Origin of the sequence: Pseudomonas danubii, from assembly GCF_042980055.1 — a bacterium.
Classification (GTDB): Bacteria; Pseudomonadota; Gammaproteobacteria; order Pseudomonadales; family Pseudomonadaceae; genus Aquipseudomonas; species Aquipseudomonas danubii.
In genome coordinates this window covers 4,549,920-4,560,660 of sequence record NZ_CP116502.1, presented here as the reverse complement: position 1 = coordinate 4,560,660, position 10,741 = coordinate 4,549,920, and the positions used below count along the sequence as shown (strand labels likewise).

Genomic DNA, 10,741 nt, shown 5'->3' with positions numbered 1-10,741 from the left:
CGTCCATTGGCGAGTGCGGTCACGAAAAGGCGGCGGTGTTTTGCACGCTCTTGACCAGCTTGGTCAACACCTCGCCCGGCCCGAGCTCCTCGCATTCGAAGGTCCCTTGGCGCATCAGGTACTGCACGGTGTCGAGCCAGCGCACCGAGCCGCAGATTTGCCGGGTCAGGTTGGCCACCAGGTCCTGGTCCCGATACGGCGCGGCGTTGATGTTGGCGATCACCGGGGTGTGCAGCGGCGAATAGTCGAACGTCGCGAGGTAGTCGCCAAAGGCGCCCATGGCGCTATGCATGTAGCGGGAGTGGAACGGCGCGCTGACCGGCAGCACCACAAAGGTAATATCCAGCGCCTGGAAGATTTCCCGCGCATGGCTGAGTGCCTCGACGGGCCCGGCCAGTACCACCTGGGACGCCGAGTTGTAGTTGGCGACGTCCAGAGCGCCGAGGCCGTGCTGCACCAGCAGCGAATTGACCTCCTCAGGGCTGCGGCCAATCACCGCCGCCATGCCGCCGCCGCTGGCAAGTGCCATCAGTTCGCCGCGTTTTTTCACCAGCTTCAACCCGGTTTCGAAAGAGAAAGCCCCCGCGGCAAACAGCGCGCAGTATTCCCCCAGGCTGTGACCGGCGAGAAAGTCGGCTTTGCGCGGGTCGGCCTGCTGTTTGGCCAGGAACGCCAGGGCACTGACGGTGTAGAGCGCCGGTTGCGTGAAGCGGGTGTTGGACAATTGTTGCTCGGGGTCTTCCAGGCACAGGGTTTTCAGCGAATAGCCCAGAATGCGGTCCGCTTGCGCCACCTGTTCGGGGAACTGCTCGAACAGCTCGGCGCCCATGCCCAGCCGCTGGGAGCCCTGCCCAGGAAACACATAGACCCGCTTCGGCCCGGACGCCAATGGCGCCGAGGGACGCTGTACCAGGCGGCTCGGCTGCTGCACCTCAAAGGCCGCATGCGCGGCTGCCTGTAGCGGCGCCGCAACCGGACTCGGCTCGGGGGCCACCACTGGCGGCACTGGCACGGCTATCGCCTCGGCCTTGGCAGGCAGCGGCTGCAAGGCCCGGCCCAGGGTCAGCACCTCGTCGAATTTTTCCAGGTCGCGCCCGAACGGGCTCAGCACCGCGTGGATCGTCGGCAAGGCGCGGTCACGAATATTCTGCTTGATCAGGTTGGCCAGTGTGCCGCTGGGGCCGAGGTCAAGGTAGATCATCGATTGGCCACGCTCGGCGGCCTCAGCCTCGATCCGTTGCAGTGTCTGGGAAAAGCGGATCGGCTGGCGGATGCTCTGCCAGTAGTGGTCGCGATCCAACACCTGCAAGGTCTGGGTGTTCAGGCAGGAAATCACCGGGATCTGTGCCGGCTGCAGACGAATCTGGCTGAACAGCGCCTCGACTGGCGGCTTGAGCACATCGATATGACGCGAATGAAAGGCCTGATTCACCGGCAGACGCTGGAACACGATGTCCTGCGCATTGAGCTGGCGCTCGGCTTCGGCGACGCGGCTGGACGGGCCGGCCACGACGATCAGCGACGGCGCATTGTAAGCCGCGATGTCACAGTGTTCGTGCAGCACCGGCATTTGTTGGTACAGCGCCTGCGGGGCCAGGATCGCCAGCATCGCGCCCTCTCCGCTCGGCGCCTGGTGTTGATGAAACAGTTGCCCCTGGCGCACCACCAGGCGAATCGCCTCAGGCAGCGTCATCACCCCGGCCAGCGCCGCGGCGGCCAGTTCGCCAAGGCTGGCGCCCAGCAGGTAATCGGGGGTGATCCCGTGTTCGATCAGGGTCTTGCCCAGGGCGTACTCGATCATGAAGATCGCCGGGTGACTCAGGCGAATGTCATTGAACACCTGCGAGCGCGGGTTGTTGTCGTGGTAAATCCCGGCGATCACCGACTGGCCCAGTTCGGCGCGAATCAGCGTATCGAGCTCGTTCATCCAGCGTTGGAACACGGCATTGTTCTGATAGAGCTCGCGGCCCATCTGATAGAACTGGCAACCCTGGCCAGGAAACATGAACACCACGCAAGACGTCTGTCCCTGAAAAAGATACGGCATAAATTTCGTCCTGAAATGGATGGCTGAGGTGACGGCTCGCAGTATAGGAGCCGATCTGAAACGGCCTGCGACATCAACAAAAAAATCTTCCGGGGCCTGGCCTTGCGCCCGCTATGCTCCTCGAGCGACCCCATTTGGGTTTTCTTACACGGAGGTAGACATGACGACACCAGCACCCGAAACCGTATCGCCGATCAGTCAGTGGTACGACATGATGACCCGGATGTTCCCCGACCAACGCCTGACCTTTCTCAACTACGGCTACCTGGCCCAAGACAGCGACTTCGACTGGATCAACGACGCAGACCTTGAGCAAAAATGTTCGGTAAACCTGATTCGCACCCTGTTGGGCGATAGCGACCTGCGCGGCAAGAAAGTCCTTGAAATCGGTTCGGGCCGGGGCGGCAATTGCTCCTACCTTGCCCGCTACACCGGCGCGGCGTCGGTAACCGGCCTGGACTTCTGCCCGGCCCATATCGAGCTGTGCAACCGGGTGCACGCTTTGCCCGGGCTGAGCTTCGTCGGCGGCGACGCGATGGCCCTGCCGTTTGCCGATAACGAATTCGACGTCGTGATCAACATCGAGTCGTCCCATTGCTACCCCGACCTCAACACCTTTGGTGCAGAGGTGCAGCGGGTGTTGAAGCAGGACGGGCGCTTTTTTTATGCCGACACCATGAAAGGCAACAACACCAGCGCCCTGTCCGAGCCTGACAGCATAGGCGTCGACTTCTTCAGCAACGTGCTGGCCCAGCACCAAGCCATGATTGAGCACGCCCGTTTCAAGGTGGAAGAACACCGTGACATTTCCGACGGCGTGATCAGGGCCTTCGAAAGCCAGGACGGCCACCTCAAGCACCTGCTCAGAAGCCTGGTAGAGGAGAAAAAGCAGCAGCGTGAGCCGCTGCCGCCCGAGGTCTGGCATGCGTTCGATACCCTGTTCCACTTCTTCGACGACAGCGGCATCAAGGCTTATAAAAACGGCCATCTGGCGTACAAGTTCTGGCGTTTGCAAAAGGCCGCCTGAACCATTGCGCCAGCCCGTGGAGAAGCCGTCCGGAAGACTAGCCAACGGCATTCTCCACACTCCTTTGGCCATACAGGGTCGCGCAAAATTGCGCGATCACCCTGAACACCTCCGGTTGGGTCAATAACGTCATGTGGTTGGCCGAAGCCACCTCGATCATCTCGAAGTTTGGCAATTGCCGCTGCCACTCCTGCCAGTAGTCGGCATGGTTGAAGGCGGCAAACTCCTGACTGTCGGTGGAGAAAAACGGCTCCAGGTCCCCCATCCACAAACCGCTGGCGTTGCGAAAGTAATAACAGGCCACCTCTGCCGCCCTGGGCAGGGGCTGAATCCGATAATGCTCGACCTGATACGCCTGCTGGATCTGCGTCACTTGCGCCATCAACTGCTGCAAGCGCTGGTCACTGGTCTTCAGGCCGCGCTGTCGGGCCAGGTCGGTCAACTGCTGCAGATAGTCCGCTGGCGACAGTGCCAGATCGATCTCGTCGCGGTGGATCAACACCTCGGCGAAGCGCTCCGGCGTCTGCCCGAGGGTCATCTGCAAGGACATGTTGACGGTCTGCAACAGGCGGGTCTTGTCGGCCAGGCGTGCGCTACGTTCACCGGTCACGTCCGGTGAGTCGAGCATCACCAGGCTGATGACGGTCTCCCCCAGTTCCTGCAACTGTCGGGTCACTTCATAGGCCAGCATGCCGCCCAGGGAATAGCCGCCCAGGTCATAGGGCCCCTGTGGCTGCACCGACTGGATGACCTGGACGTAGTAGGCCGCCATGGCCTGAATCCCCTGCAACGGTGCCCGATCGGTCATCCAGCCTCTGGCCTGCAGCCCGAAAAATGGCCGCTGAATATGCTGGGCCAGGCCCTGATAGATCTCACTGCCCCCCAGGGCGCCATGGAACCAGAACACCGGCCGCCCCTGTTGCACCGGGTTGAGCCGTTGCAACTCCGGGAAGCGCGTCGTCGAGCCGCTGAGCAAACCGAGGATATGCGCGGGCAGTACCGACTCCGCCACGCTGGCCGGCGTGGCGTCCCGGCTCAGCCGTTGCAGGACATCCCCCAGGGTCTGGCACTGCTGGATGTCAGCCAGGGCCAACCCGGGATCAATCTGCGCCTGCACCTGCATGGCCCACTGCAACATCACGATGGAATCAGCGCCGTAAGCGCTCAGGGGTTTGCTCGGCGACAAGTCCTGGGGCTGCATTCCCAGCAAGTCGGCCAGCAGCTGCCGCCCCTGCTCGGCAGCCGTCGGCGGTTTTTGGCCAACCACATGGCGCGTGCTGGCGGCCGCCGTGAGCGGCTCGTGCAGCGCCTTGACCGCCGAGGGCTGTTCCAGCCAGTAACGCTGCTTGTCGAAGGCATAGGTGGGCAGCGGGATCAGCGCCGCGCCGGTGTTGCGCCCCAGTGCGTGCCAGGGGATCTCGCCGCCCTGGGTCCAGAGCAGCGCCAGTTGCTGCAGGTCAGCGGCGGCAATCAGGCCTGCACTGAGGGCCGCGGCACCTGGGCCGGACAGCAGGCTGGCCAGGGCCGCCGGCACCTCGTCGACATTACCCAGGGCCAGCGGCAAATCCGCGCTGTCCAGGCTGGCCAGGGCCTGGCCCTGCTGCAGACGCTGCAGGATCTCGGCCAACAGCCCGCGCAATTGCGCCGTGCTGCTCACCCGCAACGCCAGCCGCAGCGGCATCGCTTCACGACCGTTCTGCAGGGTATGGGCCAGGTCCTGGAGTCGAACCTGCGGATGCCGATCCAGGTGCCGCGCCAACCGCTCCAGCCCCTGCTGCAAGGCAGCGCTGCTGTGGGCCGACAGCGGCACGATCTGCATCAGGCCCGGCTCTGACGCTGCCAGGTCCGGAGTCGGTGCGCTCGGGTACTCCTCGATGATCAGGTGGGCGTTGGAGCCCCCGGCACCAAAGGCACTGAGGCATGCCCGACGCGGCACCGGCTGCTCCACGCCGTCGATTTCCAGCACCGGCTGCGGCCACTCGGCCAGTGTGCGTTGCAGCACGAACGGCGAGTGAGCAAAGTCCAGCTTCGGATTCAGCTCACCCAGTAGCAGCGACGGCGCTAACTGCCGGTGTTGCAACTGCAGCACCAGCTTGCTCAACGCCGACATGCCCGAAGCTGCCTCGGCATGCCCGATGTTGGATTTCACCGAGCCGATGGCGCAGGACTGAGGGGCGACTCCCGCTGCGCTGAACACACGGCTCAAGGCACTCAGCTCGATGGCATCGCCCATCGCCGAACCATTGGCCGCCGACTCGACGTAGCTCAGGGTGCGCGGGTCGATCCCGGCGCGCTTGAAGTTGCTGTCGATCAGCGCCGCCTGCAGTTTTGCACTCGGCACCGAGAAGCCATGGGTGTGGCCGCCATGGTTGACCGCGGTGGACTTGATCACCGCCAGAATCGGATCGCCGTCGCGTTCGGCGTCGGCCAGGGTCTTGAGCAATACCGCGCCGACGCCTTCAGCCGGCAGATAACCATCGCCATCGGCAAAGCTGCGGCTGCCGGCATGGCTGCCCAACACCTGACCGACGCTCAGGCCGATGTACTTTTTCGGGTGCAGGGTCAGGTTGACGCCGCCGGCAATCGCCAGCCGACAGTCGCCATTGCGCAGCGCCTCACCCGCGGCATGAATCGCCGAAATCGACGACGAGCACATGGTGTCGATCGCCAGGCTCGGCCCCTGAAAATCGAAGAAATACGACACCCGGTTGGCAATGGCACTGTAGGACGTCACTGACACCAGCGATTCCCGGACCAGATCCGACTCGAACGCCTGGTATTGCTGGTACATCACCCCGACAAACACACCCACTTGCTGCTGATAGCGTTGCTGGATCTGTTGCCGGGTGAGCCCGGCACTTTCCAGCAGGTTCCAGCAGGTTTCCAGGAACAGCCGGTCATTGGGGTTGATGATGTGGGCCTCCCGGGGCGAGAGGTTGAAAAACAACGGATCGAAGTCCTCGACCCCGTCAAGAAAGCCCCCCCATTTGCAGTAGGTCTTGTCGAAGCGGTCACGGGCCGGGTCAAAGTACGCCTGGTGATCCCAGCGTGCGCTCGGCACTTCGCTGATCAGGTCTTCCCCACCCGCCAGCTTGTGCCAGAACGTTTCCAGGTCTGCGGCGCCGGGGTAGCGACCACTGATGCCGATGATCGCCAGATCGCGACTGTTACCGGCCACGGCGGGCGTCTCGCATTGTTGCCGGTTACGCGCACGCTGGCGGACCGGGGCCTCGGCAATCAGGCTGGTTTCTTCGCGGGGTGCGCTGGCCTTGGCCCCTTCGGGCCTCAGCCACTGGTCCAGCCTCTGGGCATGCTGGCCGATGAAGTAGGCGCTCAGCTCGCGCACCGTCTGGTACTCGTACAACAAGGTGTTGGGCAGCGAGCCAAACAGGCGCTCCAGTTGCCGGGTCAGCTCGGTGAGCATGATCGAGTCGGCCCCGTAGCGCTCGAACGACGCATCGCTGTCGATCTTCTCCAGCGGCCGCTTGAGGGTGGTCGACAGCAGTTGCTTGAAGTAGCGGATCGCCAGCGCCTGCAGATCGCCCTCCGCGCTCGCTGCCAAAGGTGTCGATGGCGCCAGGGCTGTCGCTGCAGGCATCTCCTGCGGCGCGGGTGGCTCCTCGAACCTGTCTTGCTGCCACTGCCCGGCGATAAACCGCTTGATCTTCGCAATGTCGCCTTCCAGCACCATCCAGCGTTCGGCGCCGCTGGCCTGGGCCAGCGCCTGCTGCAGAAACCCCAGGCCGCCGCTGTCACTCAAGGGCTCAATCCCGGTCAGCTCGATCATCTGCTGCTCGCGTTGCCCATCGATCTGCAGACCACCGTTGCGCCACAGCGGCCAGTTGATCGCCAGCGTGCGGCCCTGACGGCGGCCGGCCCGCACCTGGGCCCCACGCCAGCCGGCCCACTCGTCCAGGTACGCATTGGCCAGGGCGTAGTCGCCCTGGCCCGGATTGCCGATCACCGCACTCACCGACGAATACAGCACAAAGCAGTCCAGGGGCAGGTGGGCGCTGGCCCGATCCAGGTTCAGCACCCCCGCCACCTTGGGCGCCAGGACGGCCGCCAGATCGCTCGCGCTCTTGTGCTGCAGCAGGCTGTCGCGGGTGATTCCGGCGCAGTGGAAAATCCCGTTGAGGGTGCCCCATTCTTGCTCGCACTGGGCAATCAAGGCCTCGACCGCGCCGCGGTCGGCGATGTCCAGCGCGTGCAGTTGCACTTGGGCCCCCAAGGCCCTGATCGCGGCGACCCGCTGACTGGCCTCGGGTGAGAGTTGCCCGGCCGAACGGCTGGCCAGGATCAACCTGACGCCCTGCCCTTGTCGGGCCAGCTGTTCGGCCAGCAACAAGCCCAGGCCGCCGCTGCCACCGCTCAGCAGGTAAACCCCGCCTTCGCGCCACGGTAGCGCGGTGCCCTGGGCCAGCTGGGTTTCCTGCCAGGACGCCACCTGACGCTGACCGTCGCGGTACCGAACCCGCTCGTCGTCCTGCAAGGCATTGTCCACCAGCCACTGCGGCTGCAGGCTGCCCTGCAGCTCGATGCACTGCGCGGCGTCGATCAGGCCTTCGTTTTTTGCCGTCTTCAACAGGGCCAGCAACGAGGCGAAGACCGGGCCGGCGTGCTCGAGGTCGGCCAGCACCAGTTGCACCAGGCTGTTTGCCGGGCTTTTCTGCACCAGCTCGATCACAAACCCGGCCAAGGCCGGCAGCGCAATGGCCGGGTCCTGCGTCACCACCGGCAAAGGCACAATGTGGATCTGCCGGCGGTTCCCCACCAGGGCCTGACAGCGCTGGGTCAACAGGTCCAGGTCCTGGGATTGAGCGCCGGCCAGCACAATCAGTTGCCGGGCAAGGCTGCGCTGGGGTGGGTCGATCAGGGCTTTGTCGCGCCAGACCGGGGTCATCGCCAGCATGGACGGGGGCGCCGCCGCTAGTTTTCGCGACGAGAAACCTTGCAGGCGCAGCGCGATGCGGCCCTGCTCGTCGCAGATGTCCAGGTCCAGCTTGTTGATGCGTCCCGGCTGATGATCGGCGCTGTAGCGCACCCAGGCCTGGCAGGGCTGCTTGAGCAGATCCAGCTCGCCCAACACCACCCGGTCCAGGGCGAAGGGCACCAAAGGCTGGTGCTCCCGCTGCGCCTGGAGCGGCTCCAGCAACGCCAGCCCCAGCGCCGCCTGCAAGGCAGAATCAAGCAGGCCCGGCGGCAGTTCGCAGCCCGGGGCTTGCTCGCCACGCAGCAAGCTGGCCAGCACCTGGCCGTTGCCCGCCTGCAGGGTGTTGATCCGGCGAAAGGACTCGCCATAGGCCAGTCCCATCTCGCCGAAAACCTGATAGCACTGCTCTGGGGTCAGTCGCTGCTGGTTGGTCACGCCAGCGATGGTGCCCAGGTCCAGCGGCACCAGGCGTTCGGCGCTGCCAACCAGGGCGACGCCGGTGCAATAGCTCGGGCCATCGGCCGCGCTGCCACGAATCTCGAAGCGGATCTGGCCCTCGCCCTGCTCCACCAGCTCGATATCGATGTCCAGGTCGCCGCCGTCGTGGACCATGGGTTGGCGCCAGGCGACATGCTTCAGGGCCACCACAGCGTCGGCATCGACCATTGAGCGCTCCACGGCCGCCCTGGCCATTTCCAGGTAAGCCACGCCGGGCAGGACCTTGCGGCCGTTGACCCGGTGCCCGCTGAAAAACCATTCATTGCCGTCAAACCGGCTGCTGAAACGCTGTCCTGCCAGGTCCGAAGTGTTGCGCTGCACCAGAGGATGCAACGAGGCGGCGCCCATGAGTGAGGCGGCAGGAGCTTCGCTGATCCAGTAGCGCTCGCGGCTGAAGGGATAGGTCGGCAGCGAGATTCGCCGTGGCCGTGGTTGTTCATAGAGCTGCCGCCAGTCCAGGGTCGCGCCCTGCTGCCACAGGCTGAGCAAGGTGCCCAGATCCCGCTGTTGCAGGGCCCGATGCAATGCCTCCGGCGCGATCTTGCCGGCAGGCGGGCCACCCTCCCCGGCGCCGCTGTCGCGCAGCTGGCTCAAGAGGCTGTCGCGGCTGTGCGCGACGAACCCGCACCGGTACTCCATCGCCTCTCGGCCCAGTTGCAGGCTGACGGCCAGCTCCGCCAACTGCAATTGCGGCTGGCGCTGCACAAAGTCGATCAACTGTTCGATCCGCGACTGCAGCGCTTCAGGGGTCTTGGCCGACAGCACAAAGACCGACGCCGCCCCCTGCGCCTCGCTCCCCGGAATCACCGGCTCAACCGCTTCGAGCACCACATGGGCATTGGCTCCGCCAAACCCGAAGGAGCTGACCCCGGCCCGGCGTGGCAGCGCTTGCCCCTGGCGGTCGGACACTTGCGGCCATTCCCGCCCGGCCTGCAACACCGCGAACGGACTGCCGGCCAGGTCGATGTAGGGATTGAGCTGTTCGCTGTGCAGGCTCTTGGGCAGATAGCCCTGCTTGAGGACCAGCAAGGTCTTGATCACTCCGGCAATCCCGGCGGCGGATTCAAGGTGGCCGATGTTGGTTTTCACCGAGCCCAGGTAACAGCGCTGTTCAGGGTTGGCCCCCAGCTCGGCAAAGGCCTGTTTGAGCCCGCTGATTTCGATCGGGTCCCCCAGGCGTGTGCCGGTGCCGTGAACCTCGATGTAACCGATGCTGTTGATATCGATGCCGCGGCAGGCCTGTTTGATCAGGTCGGCCTGGGCTCTGGGGTTGGGGGCCGTCAGCGAGTTGGCATGGCCGCCGTGGTTTTCCGCCGAGCCGATAATCGCCGCGACAATGTTGTCGCCGTCGGCCAGGGCCTGCTGATAGTCCTTGAGGATCAGCACACCGACGCCTTCGCCGCGAACATAGCCGTCGGCATCGGCGGCAAAGGCCTTGCAGCGCCCCGTGGGGCTGAGCATGCCGGCCTTGAGCGCGCCGATGAACACCATGGGCTCGAAGCACAGATTGACCCCGCCGGCGACCGCCACCGTGCAATCGCCATTGAGGATCGACTGCGCCGCCCTGTGTACCGCCACCAGCGAACTGGAGCAGGCGGTATCGATGGGGCCGCTGGGGCCGTGAAAATCGAACACAAAAGAGATGCGGTTGGCGATGATCGAGTGGGCATTGCCCGTGGCGTCGTGGGCCCCGGCCTCGGAACGGGCCAACAGGCCGTTGTAGTCGGCGGACGAGATTCCGATGAATACCCCGGTGTTGCTGCCGCGCAGCTCGTGCGGACAGATGGCGGCGTCCTCGAACGCCGCCCAGGTCTGCTCCAGCACCAGCCGATGCTGCGGGTCCATGGCCTCGGCCTCACGGGCGGAAATCTTGAAGAAGTCGGCGTCGAAGGCGCTGGGGTCGTTGATGAAGCCGCCCGGGCAGGTGAATGTTTCGCGCAGTTGCACACGCTCGGCAATGCCCGGCAGATGCCAGTACGGCAACTCGCTGATGGACGAACGCTCCTCCAGCAGCAACTGCCAGAACTGCTCGGCGGTGTCGGCGCCGGGAAAACGCCCGGAGAAGCCGACAATCGCCACCCTGGGAAGCTGCAAGGGCGCTGCTAAGGCGCCTTGAGGCCCCGCGCCGATCTGCCGCCGCGGCCTGGGTGCCTGGGTGTGCGGCGGTTGCTGAGTGGGCCGCTGATTAGGCAGGCGGATGTCCTGTGTATCGTTCAACGTAGTGTTATCCATTGTT

3 protein-coding genes are annotated in these 10,741 nt (G+C 64.7%); 1 reads left to right on the top strand and 2 read right to left on the bottom strand.

Features of this window, described 5'->3' with window-relative positions; genetic code table 11:
* Positions 1-19 precede the first annotated feature (19 nt).
* Positions 20-2,047 carry an ACP S-malonyltransferase gene (gene fabD / locus PFZ56_RS20650; RefSeq protein WP_170003493.1) on the bottom strand — a complete coding sequence of 676 codons (2,028 nt, stop codon included), beginning with the start codon at positions 2,045-2,047 and terminating at the stop codon, positions 20-22.
* Positions 2,048-2,207: 160 nt separating this feature from the next.
* Here fabD and PFZ56_RS20645 point away from each other — a divergent pair, with 160 nt between their 5' ends.
* Positions 2,208-3,074 carry a class I SAM-dependent methyltransferase gene (locus PFZ56_RS20645; protein ID WP_170003495.1) on the top strand — a complete coding sequence of 289 codons (867 nt, stop codon included), beginning with the start codon at positions 2,208-2,210 and terminating at the stop codon, positions 3,072-3,074.
* A 37-nt stretch (positions 3,075-3,111) separates the two neighbouring features.
* On the opposite strand, the gene PFZ56_RS20640 is transcribed toward PFZ56_RS20645, so the two are convergent.
* Complete coding sequence (locus PFZ56_RS20640) at positions 3,112-10,722, bottom strand: SDR family NAD(P)-dependent oxidoreductase (protein ID WP_394304429.1); 7,611 nt, start codon at positions 10,720-10,722, stop codon at positions 3,112-3,114.
* Positions 10,723-10,741: the final 19 nt, after the last annotated feature.

Excerpts from the sequence above, each read along its gene's own strand:
- fabD (WP_170003493.1), bottom strand. The coding sequence starts at position 2,047 with ATGCCGTATCTTTTTCAGGGACAGACGTCTTGCGTGGTGTTCATGTTT.
- PFZ56_RS20645 (WP_170003495.1), top strand. The coding sequence starts at position 2,208 with ATGACGACACCAGCACCCGAAACCGTATCGCCGATCAGTCAGTGGTAC.